The organism is Kitasatospora sp. NPDC085895, from assembly GCF_040702125.1.
In the GTDB taxonomy this organism is placed as follows: domain Bacteria; phylum Actinomycetota; class Actinomycetes; order Streptomycetales; family Streptomycetaceae; genus Kitasatospora; species Kitasatospora arboriphila.
Map to the genome: position 1 here is coordinate 1 of NZ_JBFBJY010000119.1, position 16311 is coordinate 16311.

14 protein-coding genes and 1 pseudogene are annotated in these 16311 nt (G+C 70.7%); 6 read left to right on the forward strand and 9 right to left on the reverse strand.

What is annotated here, in order from left to right; all coding sequences use genetic code 11:
• Positions 1–108: 108 nt before the first annotated feature.
• Entirely contained in the window at positions 109–4404 is a 4296-nt protein-coding gene (locus AB0442_RS38505) for a LamG-like jellyroll fold domain-containing protein (protein WP_366168188.1), read from the reverse strand.
• Between the two features lie 955 nt (positions 4405–5359).
• Between AB0442_RS38505 and AB0442_RS38510 the strand changes: the two genes are divergently transcribed.
• Entirely contained in the window at positions 5360–5647 is a 288-nt protein-coding gene (locus tag AB0442_RS38510) for a hypothetical protein (protein ID WP_366168189.1), read from the forward strand.
• 368 nt (positions 5648–6015) lie between these two features.
• Here the strand turns inward: AB0442_RS38510 and AB0442_RS38515 are convergent, their stop codons facing one another.
• The 3 genes from AB0442_RS38515 to AB0442_RS38525 all read right to left on the reverse strand — a co-directional run bounded on the left by AB0442_RS38515 (position 6016) and on the right by AB0442_RS38525 (position 7907).
• Complete coding sequence (locus AB0442_RS38515; protein WP_366168190.1) at positions 6016–6444, reverse strand: hypothetical protein; 429 nt, start codon at positions 6442–6444, stop codon at positions 6016–6018.
• Between the two features lie 211 nt (positions 6445–6655).
• Positions 6656–7585 carry a protein kinase gene (locus AB0442_RS38520; RefSeq protein WP_366168191.1) on the reverse strand — a complete coding sequence of 310 codons (930 nt, stop codon included), beginning with the start codon at positions 7583–7585 and terminating at the stop codon, positions 6656–6658.
• A complete protein-coding gene (locus tag AB0442_RS38525; protein WP_366168192.1) occupies positions 7572–7907 on the reverse strand; it encodes a protein kinase in 336 nt (111 codons plus the stop codon). Before AB0442_RS38525 ends, AB0442_RS38520 begins: the two co-directional genes overlap by 14 nt.
• A gap of 263 nt (positions 7908–8170) precedes the next feature.
• On the opposite strand from AB0442_RS38525, the gene AB0442_RS38530 reads away from it, so the two are divergent.
• Positions 8171–8440 carry a hypothetical protein gene (locus AB0442_RS38530; RefSeq protein ID WP_366168193.1) on the forward strand — a complete coding sequence of 90 codons (270 nt, stop codon included), beginning with the start codon at positions 8171–8173 and terminating at the stop codon, positions 8438–8440.
• 102 nt (positions 8441–8542) lie between these two features.
• On the opposite strand, the gene AB0442_RS38535 is transcribed toward AB0442_RS38530, so the two are convergent.
• Both AB0442_RS38535 and AB0442_RS38540 read right to left on the reverse strand, forming a co-directional pair.
• Positions 8543–9010 (reverse strand): CYTH domain-containing protein, encoded by a 468-nt coding sequence (locus AB0442_RS38535; RefSeq protein WP_366168194.1) that lies wholly within the window; start codon positions 9008–9010, stop codon positions 8543–8545.
• Positions 9011–9020: 10 nt separating this feature from the next.
• Positions 9021–9302: pseudogene (locus tag AB0442_RS38540) on the reverse strand (EamA family transporter); the annotation flags it as partial.
• Positions 9303–9307: 5 nt separating this feature from the next.
• Between AB0442_RS38540 and AB0442_RS38545 the strand changes: the two are divergent.
• Positions 9308–9442, forward strand: coding sequence for a hypothetical protein (locus AB0442_RS38545; protein WP_366168200.1), 135 nt, complete (start codon positions 9308–9310; stop codon positions 9440–9442).
• A 172-nt stretch (positions 9443–9614) separates the two neighbouring features.
• Here AB0442_RS38545 and AB0442_RS38550 read toward each other — a convergent pair whose 3' ends face one another.
• The 3 genes from AB0442_RS38550 to AB0442_RS38560 form a co-directional block, all read right to left on the reverse strand.
• Entirely contained in the window at positions 9615–10085 is a 471-nt protein-coding gene (locus tag AB0442_RS38550) for a hypothetical protein (protein WP_366168195.1), read from the reverse strand.
• Positions 10086–10412: 327 nt separating this feature from the next.
• On the reverse strand, positions 10413–11258 hold the full coding sequence (locus AB0442_RS38555) for a CHAP domain-containing protein (RefSeq protein ID WP_363543691.1): 846 nt from the start codon (positions 11256–11258) through the stop codon (positions 10413–10415).
• Positions 11259–11318: 60 nt separating this feature from the next.
• Positions 11319–12209 carry a peptidoglycan-binding protein gene (locus tag AB0442_RS38560; protein ID WP_366168196.1) on the reverse strand — a complete coding sequence of 297 codons (891 nt, stop codon included), beginning with the start codon at positions 12207–12209 and terminating at the stop codon, positions 11319–11321.
• Positions 12210–12717: 508 nt separating this feature from the next.
• On the opposite strand from AB0442_RS38560, the gene AB0442_RS38565 reads away from it, so the two are divergent.
• The 3 genes from AB0442_RS38565 to AB0442_RS38575 all read left to right on the forward strand — a co-directional run bounded on the left by AB0442_RS38565 (position 12718) and on the right by AB0442_RS38575 (position 16222).
• Complete coding sequence (locus AB0442_RS38565; RefSeq protein ID WP_366168197.1) at positions 12718–13134, forward strand: hypothetical protein; 417 nt, start codon at positions 12718–12720, stop codon at positions 13132–13134.
• 122 nt (positions 13135–13256) lie between these two features.
• Positions 13257–14240, forward strand: a complete 984-nt coding sequence (locus AB0442_RS38570; protein ID WP_366168198.1) for a hypothetical protein — start codon at positions 13257–13259, stop codon at positions 14238–14240.
• 536 nt (positions 14241–14776) lie between these two features.
• On the forward strand, positions 14777–16222 hold the full coding sequence (locus AB0442_RS38575; RefSeq protein ID WP_366168199.1) for a glyceraldehyde-3-phosphate dehydrogenase: 1446 nt from the start codon (positions 14777–14779) through the stop codon (positions 16220–16222).
• Positions 16223–16311: the final 89 nt, after the last annotated feature.

Below are 16311 nucleotides of genomic sequence, written 5' to 3' on the forward strand. Positions count from 1 at the left end.
TTTGGGCGGGCGGGCCGCGCCGGCCCCCCCCCTCCCCCCGGCGGGTCGGTCCCTAACCCGGCCGGGGGGGGCGGGGGGCCGGGCGCCCCCCCGACCCGCCGTCACCGGTCAGAGACCGGACGTGGTGGCCAGCTCGGCGTTGTAGTCGGCCAGCTTGGTGATCTGGGCGCCGCTGAGCACGCCCTGGAAGAGCCAGACGTCGTCCAATTCGCCGGAGAAGTACTCACCCCAGGCGCCGGCGTTCCGGTTGCGGCCGAACTGCAGGCCGGAGGTGGCCTCGTACGGCTGCGGGGCGCCGGTCCAGGAGATGTGCGGCGTGCAGCCGGTGCTGCCGTCCGGGCATCCCTGGTTCTCCAACTGGCCGTTGACGTACAGGCTCAGCCGGTCGGAGAAGGCGTCGTAGGTGACCGCCAGGTGGGTCCAGTTGTCCAGGACCGAGGTGGCGGGCGTGTGCGTGGTGCTGGTGCGGACGGCGCCGGCGGCGTCGGAGTCACGCACCTCGGCCTGCCACTCGCCCGAGGGCTGCTGGTTGGCGTCCGGGCCCAGGTAGTGCCAGCGGACCGTCACCGCGCTGTTGTTGGCGCCGGGCAGGGACAGCACGGTCATGTCGCGGGTCGGGATGCCCGCGGTGTTGGCCCAGCCCGCCAGGCTGAAGCTCTGCCCGGTGTGCAGCGGCACCGCGGTGGTGGCCGCGTAGCCGGTGGAGCCGTTCAGCAGCAGCGTGCCCGTGGTGGGCAGCACACCGCCGTCGGACTTGATGGAGGCTCCGGTGCCGAGCTGGGCGCCCGCCTTGAGCGGGCCCTCGTCGGGCGAGCTCAGCGGGGTGCCGGTCGCCGTGCCGAGCTTCCAGCGGCCGGCCAGCTGCGGACGCTGCTGGACCATGTCGCGGGCCTCGGTCGAGGTGAGGACGCGGTCGTAGATCCGCACGTCGTCGACGTCGCCCTTGAAGAACTCGGCGTTGGCGCCCTCGCGGTTCACGGCGCCGATCTGGACCGGGCCGGGCTTGGCCCACGGCGTGTTCTGGGTGTAGTCGGCCTCGCCGACCAGGTAGCCGTTGATGTAGAGGCGGGTCTTCTTGGCCACGCTGTCGGAGACACCGACCAGGTGGACCCACTCGCCGGTGGCGGAGCTGAAGCAGGGCACGCCGTTGACGGTGGTGCCGGGAGTGCAGTCGGCCTGGGCGGCCCGGACCAGGGTGTCGACGGAGGTGTCCTCCTTGTAGCGGCCGAACACCCACTTCTTGCCGTAGGCCGAGTAGTACAGCGAGAACTCGTTGTTGTGCTCGCCGTTCTGGGTCACCGCCATCTTGGCGATGGTGTCGCCCGCCGCGGGGGCGGTGGCCTTGACCCAGGCCGAGACCGAGAAGTCCTTGGTCCCGTCCACCTGCGCGCGGGTGCCGCGTGCGTAGTCGTCCACGCCGCCGAAGTGGACGGCGTTGCCGGCGATCCCGGGCGCGCCCGGGGCGGCGCCGCCGTTGACGGTCAGGTTGTCGGTCTCACCGGTGCCGATCGCACTGGCGGCGCTGTCGTCGAGGTGCCAGACCGCCTTCGCGAGACGGCCGGTGGCCGGGGTGCGGTCGGCGGCGACGTCGGTGGCCTCGCCGGCCGTCAGGGCGCGGTCCCAGACCTTCACCTCGTCCAGCGCGCCCTTCCACTCGTCGGTGAAGGTGGCGCGCCAGCGCATCCGGCCGAGCTCCAGGGAGCCACGCGCCGGCCAGACCGACGGGGAGGCGACGGTGACCGGGTTGGCGCCGTTGACGTACAGCGTCGCGGTCTTGGCCGTCGCGTCGTAGACGCCGAGCAGGTGGGTCCACTGGTTGAGCGCCAGCGGGACGGTGGAGACGGCCTCCTGGTACGAGTACCCGGGGTTGGCGTCCTGGGTGAGCACCGAGAACACCCACTTGCCGTTGCGCATGCCCAGGTCGAAGGCGGACATCACGTTGCCCGCCTGGGTCACGGCGGCGCTGTTGGTCTGGGAGGTGGCGAGGTTGACCCAGGCCGAGACGGTGTAGCTCCGGGTGGTGTCGAGGACCGCGCCCTGGGTCTCGGCGTAGCCGGTGGCACTGCCGTCGAGCGACATCGCGTTGCCCAGGTGGCCGGCGGCGCCGGGCTTGGCACCCGTCGCCAGGGCGGCTTCGATGCTTCCGGAGGTACCGGACAGCGTCGTCCCGCCGGACTCGTCCATGCCCCAACCGGCGCGCACAGGCTGTCCGTTGAGAACGGTGAAGTAGTACGTCTCCTGCTGCGAGGCGTTGCCGGCGCTGTCCAGCGCCTTGGCCGACAGGGTGTGCACGCCGGGGGTCTCCGGCAGGATCTGGACGGTCTGCGGGGCGCCGGCGGTGGTGGTCACCTCGTGCGCCGCGGAGGCGTTCCCGTCCAGCCCCCACTGGTACTTGACCACGTCGGTGGAGGCCGAGTCGAGGACGAACGCGCCGTACTTGCCCACGCCGTCGGTCCACGGCAGGGACGCGGTGGCGTCCTTCGAGCCGGGGTAGGAGGCCGAGGTGATCGCCGGGCCGTCCGGCGCGGTGGTGTCGACCTTGAAGTAGCACAGGGTCGGATCACCGCTGGAGGACCAGGGCCCCCACTGCGCGCCGTCCCAGGCCCGCACCTCCCAGCCCAGCTTGGTGTTGGTGGGAAGGGTGGTGGGCAGTGACCAGGAGAAGTACGAGCCGGAGCCCTTGAAGGTGTTGGAGGCAGGGGCGGCCCCGGCCGAGCCGGTGGACCACCAGCGGCGGATGAATCCCTGGCCGTCGCCCGTGTCCCAGAACACGCCGAACTGGACGCCGACGGCCTCGCCGTCGGGGTCCGAGGCCCGCGCGGTGATCTGCGGCATCTTGTTGATCGTGATCGGGGTGGTCTGGCAGACCGAGCCCGGCGACATGGTCAGGTCGCTCATCGCGGTCTGGTTGGGCGGCAGGTTGTAGTAGACCCGCAGGAAGGCGTCGTCGGTCAGACGCTTCCAGCCGTACGAGTCGTTCTCGTTCTCGGCCTTGAGGCCGAAGGTGATGGTCGGCCAGCCCCAGTTGGCGGCGTCCTGGACCAGGTCCTTGACCGCGCCCGAGGTCCCGCCGAACTCCAGCCAGCCGCCGGGGCAGTTGCCGCTCCAGCCCTTGGCGGTGTTCATGGTCTGCAGCTTGCGGCTCCAGAAGCCGTCCGCGTTCTGGCTGTTCCAGGTCAGGCCCGAGGAGATGTAGCCGGTGTTCCACAGCTCGACCGGTCGGGCGTCGCAGGAGTACGACCAGCTCTCGTACGTGCCGAACTCGGCGCTGAGGATCTGCTTGCCGACGAAGCTGCCGTTGGGGATCTGGAAGAACGCCCGCTTGACGTCCGTGGGCGCACAGCGAGAAGTGTCCCCGCAGTAGCCGACACCCCAGTCGTGGACGTAGGTGCTGTTGTACGTGAAATGCCAGTACGGCTGCGAGGAGTAGTACCGGGAAACACCGGCCCAGTCCGAGGCGTTGGGGGTGTTCCAGGCCGGGTCGATCATGACCGGGAAGACCGTGGCGGCATCGTCCAGCATGCTCTGGTCCGGGGTCAGGACCATCTTCTGCTGCGGCAGCTCGACCTTGAGCTTGGCGACCTTGGCACCCTCGCCGGGCACCAGGTTCTCCAGCGCGGGCGGGGTGCCCGGTGCGGCCGGGGCCGACCCCTGCGCGGGGGCGGCAGCCGACTTCGCCGTGGCGGCCTTCGCGGCCGACGCCTTCCCGGCCGGGCCGGAGGAGTCCCACATGACCGGGACGGGGGCTTCGAACACGGTGCCGCCGGCACCCTTGTCGACCGCCTTGAGCGAGCCGTCGGGTGCCTGCTGGACCGTCAGGCCGTCGCTCTGCAGGCCGAGGCGGAGCTGGTCGAGCTCGGGGTTCTTCGCGGCGGCCGCAGTGTGCACCACGATGACCTGGCTGAAGCCGGTCCGGGTGGCGGTGAGCTTGAGGTCGACGTCGGGCAGGATCGCCCGGTACTCGGCGGTGCTGCCGTCGACGACCGGCTTCGGCAGGGCCTCCGGCCAGGTCAGCTTCAGTTCCTTGCCCGCGGTGGCGATCCGCACCAGCGGCTGGTCGGTGCCGCCGCCGGAGAACTCGACGTCCGCGGTGGCCGCCTTCGGCGCGACCGCACCGCTCGGCAGGACGCGCAGCGCCGGGTCGAGGTTGACCCACGAGCCGCCCTTGCGGACCCGCTTGGGCTGCACGTACGTCGTCGTGACCAGCTTGCCGTCCGGCTGCGCCACCGTGTCGCTGGACTCGGTGCGCTTGGCGGCCACTTCGACCGGCTTGCCGGTCCGCTTGGCCTCCTTGACCGCGAGGCTGTCCGCCGAGTCCGCCGGCTTGGCCGAACCGGCCGCCGCCTTCGAGTCGGGTGCTCCCGATGGTGCCGCCGCTGAGGGGGACAGCGCCGACGCTGCCACCGCTGCCGCGGACAGGGCGCTGACGGCCCAAATCCTGACGGCCCGTCTTCTGCCTGTACTAACCACTATTTCCAGCTCTCGCGAGATCGTGCAACGTTCCTCGCGGATCTTGGTGCAGACCTTAAAAGTCCGTCAACGTCTCATGAGAATCCGATGAGAACCGTGCCCGCGACGTGCTGGATCAATGGTGATCAGTGCCGCCAAATCGGACAGCGGGTGGCTTCTGGAGTGAGGTAAATCACTGGACCTGCTCTGAACCCGGATGCCCGGCGCTTCATGGCCGCGTGCAGTTGCGCCACCGTGACCGAAGTCGTGGCCGGCCACGTGGCCATGGCCTCCCACCCCGAGGTCGTCGCCGACCGGATCCTCGAGGCCGCCCGCCGGGTCGGCTGACACGATCGGCCGTGGCGCCCGCGCGGGGGCCGGCTCTCCGACCGATTGACGCTTCGGCTCTTCTTCTCAGGAACCGCCTGCCCCGCGGCGATCTCGTCCGGCCGCCGTGGACCGCCGATGCTGTCGGGGCATCCTGGGTGTGAAGCATCTCCGGCCTGAGTTCTCCATGGCAGGTGGGGCCCGGTGGATCGGGCGTGGTGTGTTCGGGCGGTCTCCGGCAGCCTCCGTTGCAAGCGGGAGCCGGAGGAGTCGGGGGAATGAGCAACGTGCTGGCGCATGCCTCGGCCGTCAGCGGGTTGGGCTCGGGTCGACCTGGGTGAAATCAGGGCCGTCACGCCGTCATACTCGATGCCGTAGCGGCCGAAGACGGTGGTCCGCCTGCCCCCACCGGCGACTGGCGCAGCGACTCTGCGTGGCCTGGCCCATTCGTCCCGGGCTGCCTTCCACCGGCATCCTGGATGACATCCCTCGCAGCAGGGGCGCCCACCGCTCGGACCGAGCTCCCTCGACGCCGTCGAACGCACTCGCCGCCCTCGATCCCCCCGGCTTCGGGATCGACGCCATGATCACCGCCGTTGACGGGCTGCAGGCCCTCGTCCGGGGCCACGCCATCGGCGAGCTCGCCCGACAGGAAGCCGTCCGGCACGCCGGAGTCGGCGTCCAGCGACGGATGGACGCCCGTGCGCCCTACCTCGACAAAGTCGTCGAGAGCTGGCGCCATCCACTCCTCGCCCGGGTCATTCGTGATGCCAGGCTTCCCCACGCGGCCGACAGCGCCGACGTCGGGTTCGAAATGGGACTCGAACGGCTCCTCGACGGACGGGAGGCCGACCTCCCGGTCCATCCCTGACGATCCGGCAGCGTCAACCGGCGGTTCATCGGGAACTCCGCACCGCGCCGGCCTCCGCACGCCGAACCCCGACGCAAGGCGCTCCCCCGAGACGATCCACCAGGGCTTGCACGGATCAGCGGACGCTTCGTCATATCCGCTTCTGGGCCAGCTCGGGCTGTCCGGCTGTGGGCCGGGCGGCCCGTTTGGCTGTGCGCTGGCCGGGGTGCGGTGCCAGGTGCCCGCCGGTGCGGCTTAAGAGGTGTCCGCTCCGGATTTCAGCTTCCATCCGTCGAACGGGCCGTACGAGACGGAACCTGCCTGAACTGCAGGAATACCGTGCAATGCGACCTGGGGTTCAAGGGGTGGAGTGCCAAGCGGCGGTGAACTCAGCCTGCCAGTTGTCCAGGGCCTCCGGGTATGGGAAGCGGCTCGTGGTGATGCCACACCAAGGATCGGTCTCGTTGTTGCAGTTCTGCCGAGCCCCACTCCAGTCGAACGATGCCGCTGTGGTGCGCGCACGCGTAGGCGACCAGGACGAGCTTCGTGTCCGGGGACAGCTTGGCGAGATCGCCGTGGACTTCGTCCTCGGGCGCTTCGAAGGCTGGTCCGAGGTCGAGTTCGCCTTGTCGGGGGTCGGGCCCATGGCGGCGGATCAGGTCGGCACGAAGACCGGATGTCCGCCGGAGCTTCGCGGTGCTCACCGGTGTGTCTCTCTTCGCGTACCGGATCGGGTAGAGGACGTGCCCGGCTACCACCATGACGGTGCGGGCCTGGAGCCGGACGGCATCCGCACCAGGTAGGTCGGCAAGTCCCATGGCCAGCTGCTCGAACTGTGCTGCGTAGAGCCCGTGCCCGTACGCTTCGAGGGTTTGCGTTCGAGCCCCCTCGTGGGCGTCTCGTGCTCGCTCGTGAGCGCGGGCCAGGCACTCCGGCACCAGGTCCACGAGCCGAGGGGCGAGTGCCCCGAACGCCTCCTCAGCCCACGGCGTCACCCGAGCCTCTGTCGCCATCGGTCCCCCCGCGCCTTCAGTGCCAAGACCTGTCGCTTCGAAGATCAGACGACCGGTTCGGTATCACAAGGGCGCGCGGGGGGATCGAGGGGTGCACGACTGGGCGCGTCGGCGAACGTGAGAGGTGTCCTCGGGGCGTGGAGGCGGGAGTCAGTGGTCGCCGGGCGGGACGGCATCCGCGGGATCGATCTTGTTCTTCTCGAGCCACTTCGTGTATCGCCATTCCAGCGCACTCTCGTGCGGGAGCTTGGGCAGTGCCGACTGGGGTGTGGTGATTCCGAGCTCCTTCAGCGTCGGGCCCTGAGGGCGGACCATCACGTGGAGGGTGGTCGAGGAGGACCGCGGCGCCGCCGGTGACCAGGGCGAGCGTGGTGATCCCCGCGACGGCGGAGAGCCTGCGGCGACGGCGGGTTGCGTCTTGCTCGGCAGGTGTCCAGATCGCCTCGTCCCGGGCGGGTGGGTCCCACCGGGCGGCGATCAGGTCACCGACAACGGTGGGCGCGACCGCGTGAGGGGAGAGCACCTGGGTGGTTTGCGAGGCGAGCAGCCTGGTGCACGCCGAGGCGAGTGCGGTGGCCGAGGGGCGGTCGCCGGGTTCCTTGGCCAGGGCGGACGTCACCAGCGCGAGGAGATCGTCGGGCACACCGGCGAGGTCGGGCTCGCCGGACATCACCCGGAAGGCGACCACATCGGGAGCACCGACGCCGAACGGGAGACGTCCGGTCGCGGCGTAGCCGATGAGGGCACCCCATGCGAAGACGTCTCCGGCCGGGCCGGCGACGCCGGTTCGGTAGTACTCCGGGCTGATCCAGCCCGCGGTACCGGTCATGGTGCCCGTACGCGTCACAGCGGTGCCGTCAAGGGCATGGGCGATGCCGAAGTCGAGAACGCGAGGACCGCTCGGAGCGAGAATGACGTTCGCGGGTTTGACGTCACGGTGCACCACCCCCCGCCTCGTGGACGGCCGCAAGTGCAGCTGCGGTGCCGGCCGCCAAGGCGTACAACTGCGCCGCGGTGAGTGGGCCGTCCGTGCTGACGTGCCGGTCGAGAGTCGGGCCGGGTACGTATTCGGTCACCAGCCATGGAGTGGCGGCATCGGTGTCCGCTGCGAGCAGTGGGACCAGACAGGGGCCCGTGACACGCCGGGACAGCTCGACCTCGCGCCGGAACCGGGCACGGAATTCGTCGTCGTGGGCCTGGGCAGGGTGAACGAGCTTGATTGCGACCCGGCGTCCGTCGGGATCCAGGGCCGCGTACACCGTGCCCATGCCACCTGAACCGAGACGGCCGATGATCCGGTACGGACCGATCCGACGAGGATCGCCAGGCCGGCCGCGATCGACTCGTGCGGGCAACGAGGACTCCTGTCGACGCGTGACGGATCGTCCTGCACTGTACGCGGGACAGGTGGTGCCGCGGACGGACTCTCGGATGTTGCCACCGGGGGTGGACGATCGGGCAACCTGGTCTCCTCGTCGGGTTCCGATCCCCGATGACGCGAACTCGATGCACATCCGAGGACCCGGCACCGATGACAACTTCCGAGGAATGGGAAGCCGCGAAGCTCGACCACCCGGTCGGTGCCGTGCTGCGCGGGAGAATCGCGGCCGTCAGGCCGTTCGGGATGTTCGTCGAAATCCCCGGGCATGCCGGGGTCGCGGCAGTGGTGGATGCCATCTCCTACCACCCCGACCGCGATCCCGTGCCCCCGGAGTCGTGGCCCGCGGTGGGCGAGACCGTCGAAGGCGTCGTCTCCGAGCATTCCGAGCACAACCGGCAGTTGAAGCTGCGGGTCGGATGACGGTGAGCCGGACGGTCGCGGCGGCGGGGCCCTGCTGAGCGACGGCCGCGTGCCCGTGCCCCCGGTTGCCAGGGGGCGGCCTTCGTGAGGTGGCCCCCCGGTTCACCAGGAGGTGTACGGGGTGAGGGTGAGGACGGCGTTGGAGTAGCGGCGGTCGGTGCTGACGTCGGGGCCGGCCCAGGTGGGGGTCGGGGGTTCGGGTTGGTGTTCGTCCCATTCGACCTCGGCGACGAGGAGGCCGGTGTTGGCGCCGGCGTACTCGTCGACGGTCCAGCGGCCGGGGGCGCGGGAGAGGTGGTGGCGGTGCTTCCGGAGCGGGGTGCCGAGGCAGAGGGCGAGGAGTTCGCGGGCGTCGGCCACCGGTACGGGGTACTCGTATTCGAGGCGGGCGGGGCCGCTCCGGCGGGCCTTGACGGTGAGGAAGGCCGCGGTGTCGCCGGAGAGGCGCACCCGGACCTCGCGGTCGCGGTCCATGGAGAGGTAGCCCTGGGTGAGCGTCTCGGTGCGGACCACCTCCGCCCGCCAGTCCTCGCCGGACAGCAGGTACTTCTTCTCGATCTCCACAGCCATCGGCGGCCTCCTACTGCCAGAGGATCAGGGCGATGCCGGCGAGCATCACGCCGGCGGCGGTGATCCGCGCCCCGCCGAAGCGTTCCCGGAAGAACACGGTGCCGATCGCCGCACCCACGATGATGCTGGTTTCGCGCAGCACGGCGACCGGTGCGAGCGCGGCCCGCGCCTGGGCCCACAGCACCAGCCCGTAGGACAGCACCGACATGGCACCGCCGAGGAGCCCGCGGGCCCGGACCGGCCGCAGCCGTTCGGCGAGCCCGCGGCGGTGGGTGAGGAGGGGGTACCCGGGGACGGGTGGCAGCCGGGTCCGGGGACGCGAACGCGCTCCAGCCGCTGTCCGTCCTCGCCGCCGAGGTCCAGGCCGGGGGCATGCCGGAGCTCGCCGCCGAGGTCTGGCGCGCCATCGCCGAGAGCGCCACCGCCGGGTGACCACCGCCCCGGCGCGTCCCTGGGATCGTGCCCCGCGTGCGTAGCGCGCGCGTATCGCCGGCCGGACCGCCCGGATGCACACGCCCGCTGACGCCGCGTCGGGCGCGCCCGCCCGTGCCCGGAGCGGGCCGCGCCCGTGCCCGGAGCGGGCCGCGCCCGTGCCCGCCGGCCGTCAGCCGCAGTGGGAGGCCAGGGTGGACTTCTCGGCGACCTTCCTGTTGTTGGGGTCGTCGACCCGGCCGTAGACCATGATGCAGCGGTCGGCGGTGCCGGTGATCCTGGCCGGGCCGGCGTACCAGGCGAAGGTGCCGGAGTTGTGGTCGGACTGGTCGTAGTCGCAGAACTCGCCGGCCTTGGTGCCGGCCACGCAGCGCCAGATGTACACCGCCTGGTACTTGGTGACGCCCGAGGCGAAGTGGGTGTCGACGGCGGCCGCGCAGTTCGTGCCGCCGTTGGCGCTGCTGTAGTAGAGGTACAGCTCGCCGTACTTGGTGCCGGTGCCGTTGTCGGTCTTGAGGTCGTAGGTGTCGACCAGGTTGCCGCTGCACCCGTACGTGCTTGCGGCGCTCGCCTGCGGTGCGGCGGCGATGCCGCCGACGAGGACGAGGCCTGCGGCGGCCAGTGCGGAGAGTGTCGTACGCATGGGAGCTCCCTGGGAACGGTGCGCGCGGATTGTCCGGGCCCGTCCCTTCTATCGATCCGGTGTAGCGCGCCCGTAGCCCGCCGATCGCACGCGGACCGGGTCGACACCCGTGATCCACAGCGGCTCGGACGGTTCGGACTGACGGCGCGTCGAAGCCCCGTCGGGCAAGGCGACTTGGAGAGGTCACCTGCCCGACGGGGACTTCGACGCGTGTACCGCTGCGGTTCAGGCGCACATCGTCATACCGCCGTGACCTGCACGCTCGCTAGAACACCCCGGCTACGGGGTCGTCCTCGGCGCGGGCGTGCCGGTGCCTGCCGGGGTTGCTCAGAAGTGGAGCATGTGCTGGAAGGAGTTCTCCGCGCTGCTGACCCGGAGGTTCTTGCGGGTGCCGTAGGCGAGGCGGTTGTTCCAGTTGTACTCCTCGACGTCGAAGGAGCCGTCGGCGTGGACCGCGTTGACGTAGGCGACGTGGCCGTAGTCCCCGTGGGTGTCGTTGACGGCGATGGCACCGACGGTGGGGGTGGTGTTGACGGTGACGCCGATGCGGCGGGCGGCGTCGTCCCAGGTGTTGGCGTTGCCCCAGGTGGTGCCGCCGTAGGAGTTGCTGAAGTTCGGGACGCCGAGACGGCTGGCGATGCGGTACGCCGCGAAGGCGGTGCAGTTGTTGGCGGCGAAGCCGCGGGTGCCGTGGTCGAAGTCGTTGGTGGGGCTCTCGTTGCTACCGCCGCCGCTGCTGCCGAGGAACTGGTGGGAGGCCTCGTTGTTCTTCAGCGTGGAGTTGAGGTTGCCCTTGGCGCCGGGGGCGAAGTCCTGGCTGGCGCCGCCGTAGCCGCTGTTGAAGTAGACGCGGACGGTCTTGTCGGAGCGGTTCCACACCGAGGCGGCGTTGTTCTTGACGCAGACGCCCTGGCCGTTGCCGGCGCCCTTGAACTCGTAGCAGGACGGCTGGGTGGCCCCGTAGTCGCTGATGGAGCCGGTGAAGTCGGAGACCGAGCCGGCCTGGTCGCTGTTGTAGTAGAGGCAGAACTCTCCGGAGTCGCAGGATCCGTCGCGGGAGGCGGCGAAGGCGGGGGCGGAGGTGGCTCCGATGAGGGGGACGGCCATGGCCAGGGCGGTGCCGGCGATGGTCAGCGTGGTGCGTATGTTCTTCTTCAAGGCCTGCTCTTTCATGACGTGCGATCTACGGGTTCTGGCGGGTCATCAGGTCGTGCTCGGGTGGTGCCGGCGCGGTCAGTGGGTGCGCTGGTACTCCTCCCAGGTCTGGATGGGGATGCGGGGGCCGTCGTCGGCGGCCTGGTTGGCCAGCCCGTTGAGGCCGAGGTAGTAGTCACCGGTCTGGTGCTGGGCCTGGGTGGACAGATCGGTGTCGCTGATCGCTGCGGCGTGGATGTGCCACGGCCAGTCGCCCTGGTTGGGGTTGCGGACCCAGGCGGCGAATCCGACCTGGCGCAGTGCCTTGGCGACGGAGGTGCGGGTGCTGCTGGACATGCCGTCGACGCTGATGTCCACGACGCCGCCGCCGTCGTGGGTGCCGGCGGAGGTGGGGTCGCCGCCGGGGTTGTAGGAGCCCTGGGACAGGGTGAGCTTGAAGCCCAGGAGGCGCTCGGCTTCGGTGAGCATGTCCTGGGTGCGGGTGTTGACGGTGTATCCGTTGCGCTGCAGCTTCGCGCCGGGGCCGATCTTGTGGCTGACGGTGAACCGGCCCTGCCCGAGTGTGGCGAGGGAGGTGGCGCCGGGCAGTCCGTTGGCGTCCAGGCCGGTGTAGCCGAGGGAGCGCTGGAACGCGGAGTAGGCGGTGATGGTGGTGGTGCCGAAGTACCCGTCCACCCAGCGGGCGTCGAGGAGACCACGGGCCTGCAGGGCCCGTTCGACGGCCAGGACCGAGTCCTTGGCTCCCGGGGTCAGCGTGCTGTCGGCGCGCCGGGGGTCGATCTGGGCGGCCTTGACGGTGGCTTCCATGTCCACCACGGGCAGCGTGGCGGCGGTGGCGGCCGATGCCTCGGTGTGGGACGGCGGGGTCGCCGCGTGGGCCTGTGCGACGCTCATCACCAGGCCGCTCAGGACGGCGACGGCCGCGAGCAGTCGGGTGGCGGTGGTCCGGGTCTTGATGGCGGATGCCATGCGGTGGTTCCTTTCGGTTCGGTGGAGGATCTGTCCTGGCCCCGCCCCGGTGTCGGGTACCGGGCGGGTGAGGGCTCTGACGGGGCGGCTCCCGACCGGGGCAGCGCTCAGCAGCACCGCAGGTCGCAGCGGCCGTCGCTGACGTCGTTGCTGCGGAGAAGGGCGGCGCCCGGCGCAGGCACACCCGCCGCTGCCGGCCGAGCCGGTGACGGGTGCGGGTTCTGGTGACCGGTGCGAGTGAACGGGCTTCGGGTGGACGGGGGTTGCGTCGCCGGGCCCGTGCCTGGGCCGCGATCCGTTCGAGACGCTAGGAGGTGCCGATAGCGCGCCGGTATCGGGCCGCGTCACCGGGCGGCTACGGCCGCGCTACCGCCCTTCGCCAGCATGAATTCGCCACCGGCCGCCGTGATCACCACGACGGCCGGCATCACGAGGCGGGGACCGGACGGTCACCCGCCGAGGGCGCCGGACGTCCCGGAGCCCCGTACGGAAGGACCACAGGATCACCATGGCGATCAGGAAGTTCATCTCGGCCGCGCTCGTGGCCGGCACCGTCGTGACGGCCGGACTTGCGTCCGCCGGGAGCGCCTCCGCCTTCACCGCCGACTGCCACGCCGGCCAGGTCTGCCTCTACTACAACTCCAGCGCCCACGGCTACGGCGCCGTGTACGTCCAGAACACCAGCGTGGACAACTACGCGGGCCTGACGTTCAAGGCCGGCAAGAACGGCAGCTCCGGCGCCGGCGTCGCGGTGAAGAACAACGCGGCCGCCGTGGACAACCACTGGTACGGCACGTTCAACGTCTACTACAACAGCGGCCTCGACTGCAGCGTCGCCTGTCAGGCGATCCCGATGGACACCCGCCGGGACCTCAACTCCCAGCTGAAGAACAACAACGCCTCGGGCGAGTTCGTCGGCCCGTGATCTGACGGCACCCGTCAGTACCGAGCACACGCACCGGTCCCCGGCCGCCCGCTGCGGCCGGGGACCGTGCACGGCTACCCACCCGTCCCTGCCGGCCGCGCCGTTCCGAAAGAGACCCGCCTGTGTCCAGCCGCCCCGCCCGCTCCGCCGTGATGCTCACCCTGCTGCCGCTGCTCCTGGCGGGCTGCGCGAGCGCGGCGGGCTCCGCCGACACGGACGCCGTACCGCCGAGCCCGAGGCCGAGCGTGCAGACCGCCGCGGCCCCGCCGACGCTCGCCGCGACCCCGCAGCTGGACTCGGCGAACGACCGGCCACTGCCGCTCGACCCCTATCTGCTCAACCCGGAACAGCAGTTGGCCGTCGAGAAGGCGCAGCAGAAGCTCATCGTCCGCTGCATGGCCTCCTTCGGTCTCACGTACACCCCGCCGTCCGGCAACGGGGGCCGGCGCGACAGCGACGCCCCCACCACCCGGGTGGACTCGCGCTACGGCCACCAGAACGCGGCGCTGATGGCGAAGTGGGGCTACCACCCCGAGGGCGGACTGCGGCCGGGGGCGGGCGCGATGCCGAGCGGCCCGTCGCTCTCTCCCGAGATGGAGCTCGTCCTGCGGGGGACGGCGGACGCGGCGGCACGGGCCGGGTCGGGCGGGCGGACCGTCAACGGGCGGACGGTGCCCGCGCGCGGCTGCGTCGGCGAGGCGGTCAAGGAACTGACCGGGTCCGCGGAGGGCGGGATCGGCGACACCCAGTTCGCGGACGACGCCAAGTTCACGACGCTGGACCAGTCCCGGAACGACCCGCGGACGCAGGCGGTGTTCCGTCAGTGGTCGCAGTGCATGAAGGACGCGGGCTTCGACTACGCAGACCCGCTGGCGGCTCTGGGCGACCCGCAGTGGCGGAAGTCGCCGACGCCGACGCCGCAGGAGCTGAAGGTGGCCACCGCGGACGCCGGCTGCCGGCACGCGCACAACGTGGTCGGCGTCTGGTACGCCGTCGACGCCGGCTACCAGCAGCAGGTGATCGCGGCCAACGCCGCCGCGATGGCCGAGGCGAAGGCCGCGGTCGAGAGGCAGGTGCGGGCGGCGGCCCTGGTGACGGCAGGCTGAGCATCGCCGGTCGCCTGTGAGGTTTGCCACGGTGGCCACCGGCCGGGCGACGACCGGCCGCGGGACGGCCGCCGGTATCTACGCGCGTCCACTCCAGGTGGGTCGAGTCTGCCGCGAGGGCGTCGGCGGTACGCGCAACAGGTCGGGCGAGCGATCGGTGATCACTGCGCGCCCGGAGGGGTGCGTCCGTGAAGTGAACACGGGGGGTGTGTGGACCCTGTCGGTCGGGCCCGGCTGGGGCCAGGGCGGAGCGTTCATCCCGACACGTGTTGAAGGAACAGCGCAACCGATGCCCGATTTGTCGTTCAACTGGTGTCGGTCGTCGAGGCGGCGTACGGCCCCGGACGAGCTCGGCTCGGACCCGGTCGACGAGGGGCTGAGTTCTTCCGTCCGGGTGGTGCCGGGGGTGTGGCGGAACGGCCGTGCGACCTGCCCCTGGAGACGGTCGAGGGGCGAACGTGCACGGGACCGCCCAAATGATCAACAACTTTCGAAAGCTAGCATGGAGGCACCCTCCTAGCTCGAAAGATGGACTTGTGACTGTCAACGACGACGTGTTCACGGACTGGATGAACCGCGAGGAGATCGCGGAGTCGATGATCCCGATCATCGGCCGACTGCACCGGGAGAGGGACGTCACCGTCCTGCTGCACAGCCGCTCCCTGGTGAACAAGTCGGTGGTCAGCATCCTCAAGACCCACCGGTTCGCCCGCCAGATCGCCGGCGAGGAGCTCTCGGTCACCGAGACGATGCCGTTCCTCCAGGCCCTCACCACGCTCGACCTCGGTCCCTCGCAGATCGACATCGGCATGCTCGCGGCCACCTACCGGGCCGACGACCGTGGCCTGTCGATCGCGGAGTTCACCGCCGAGGCGGTCGCCGGCGCCACCGGCGGCAACAAGATCGAGCGCTCCGGTTCGCGTGACGTGGTCCTCTACGGCTTCGGCCGCATCGGCCGCCTCGTCGCCCGCCTGCTGATCGAGAAGGCCGGCTCCGGCAACGGCCTGCGGCTGCGCGCCATCGTCGTGCGCCAGGGCGGCGACCAGGACATCGTGAAGCGCGCCTCGCTGCTGCGCCGCGACTCCATCCACGGCCAGTTCCAGGGCACCATCACCGTTGACGAGGCGAACAGCACCATCGTCGCCAACGGCAACGAGATCAAGGTGATCTACGCCAACGACCCGTCGGAGATCGACTACACGGCGTACGGCATCAACGACGCCATCCTGATCGACAACACCGGCAAGTGGCGTGACCGCGAGGGCCTGTCGAAGCACCTCCGCCCCGGCATCGACAAGGTCGTGCTGACCGCCCCGGGCAAGGGCGACGTCCCGAACATCGTGCACGGCGTCAACCACGACACCATCAAGCCGGACGAGCGGGTCCTGTCCTGCGCCTCCTGCACCACCAACGCGATCGTCCCGCCGCTGAAGGCGATGGAGGACGAGTACGGCGTGCTCCGCGGCCACGTGGAGACCGTCCACTCGTTCACCAACGACCAGAACCTGCTGGACAACTACCACAAGGCCGACCGTCGCGGCCGCTCCGCGCCGCTCAACATGGTCATCACCGAGACCGGCGCCGCCTCCGCCGTCGCCAAGGCCCTGCCGGACCTCAAGGCGAAGATCACCGGCAGCTCGATCCGCGTCCCCGTGCCGGACGTCTCGATCGCGATCCTCAACCTGCAGCTCGCCCGCGAGACCACCCGCGAGGACGTCCTCGAGTACCTCCGCGAGGTGTCGCTGACGTCGCCGCTGAAGCGCCAGATCGACTTCACCACCGCCCCCGACGCGGTCTCGAACGACTTCATCGGCTCGCGCCACGCCTCGATCGTCGACGCCGGCGCCACCAAGGTCGAGGGCGACAACGCGATCCTCTACCTGTGGTACGACAACGAGTTCGGCTACTCGTGCCAGGTCATCCGGGTCGTCCAGCACGTCTCCGGCGTCGAGTACCCGACCTACCCGGCTCCGGCGGTCTGATCCGCAGGGTCCCGGCACACCGCGGACGGACGGAAGGGCCGGAGGCAGCAGCCACCGGCCCATACGACCCGCCCCGCGACGGGTGCCGC